The sequence below is a fragment of the Allokutzneria sp. NRRL B-24872 genome (assembly GCF_002155965.1).
Lineage (GTDB): Bacteria > Actinomycetota > Actinomycetes > Mycobacteriales > Pseudonocardiaceae > Allokutzneria.
Window position 1 is genome coordinate 1 of sequence record NZ_MUMH01000416.1, and the last position, 696, is coordinate 696.

General features: G+C 69.5%; 1 protein-coding gene and 1 pseudogene. One reads left to right on the top strand and one right to left on the bottom strand.

Features of this window, described 5'->3' with window-relative positions; translation table 11 throughout:
- The coding region (locus CCN37_RS38405) for a TetR/AcrR family transcriptional regulator (protein WP_143262085.1) at positions 1–372 on the bottom strand (372 nt) is incomplete at its 3' end.
- A 91-nt stretch (positions 373–463) separates the two neighbouring features.
- On the opposite strand from CCN37_RS38405, the pseudogene CCN37_RS38410 reads away from it, so the two are divergent.
- Positions 464–696: pseudogene (locus CCN37_RS38410) on the top strand (DUF1772 domain-containing protein); the annotation flags it as partial.

Below are 696 nucleotides of genomic sequence, written 5' to 3' on the forward strand. Positions count from 1 at the left end.
GTCCTCCTGCGCGAACGCCAGGCCGCCGTCGAGCTGGAACATGGCGTCGTAGACCGCCGGGTTGTGTTCGGCGAAGTCCAGGTAGACGCGGGCCAGGGCGGTGACCCGGGTGCGGGGGCCGTCGGCGGCGGAGGCCGCTGCCCTGAGCGCCGCCGCCATCTCGGCGGCGCCCTCCAGGGCGACGGCACCGATGATCTCGCGCTTGCCGCGGAAGTGGCTGTAGAGGACGGGCTGGCTGTATTCGATGCGCTCGGCGAGCCGACGGGTGGTGACCGCGTCCCAGCCCTGCTGCTCGGCGAGTTCGCGGGCCGTGGTCACGATGAGGCGCTCGCGGCCCGCCCGCTCGCGCTCCTTGCGTTCCTGTACCGACATGACCCGATGCTAGCACTGCTAGACAATCGAGCGGCAGCAGTACTAGCGTTGCCTCATCAGCTAGCGGCGCTAGATTTCTGGAGGGCTCGTCATGCTCGACGCACTCGCGGTGTTCACCATCGTGGTCACCGGACTGATGGTGGGGGTGGAGTTCTCGGTCGCCTTCGTCATCAACCCGATCCTCAACGCGCTCCCCGACGACAGCGTGGTGCTCGGCCGAGCCCACGGGGGGCGGATGCTGGGCGCGGTGATGCCGGTCTGGTACATCACCTCGCTGGTCCTCGTCGGGGTCTGGGCCGTCGCCGGACGGCAGCACGACGGCAC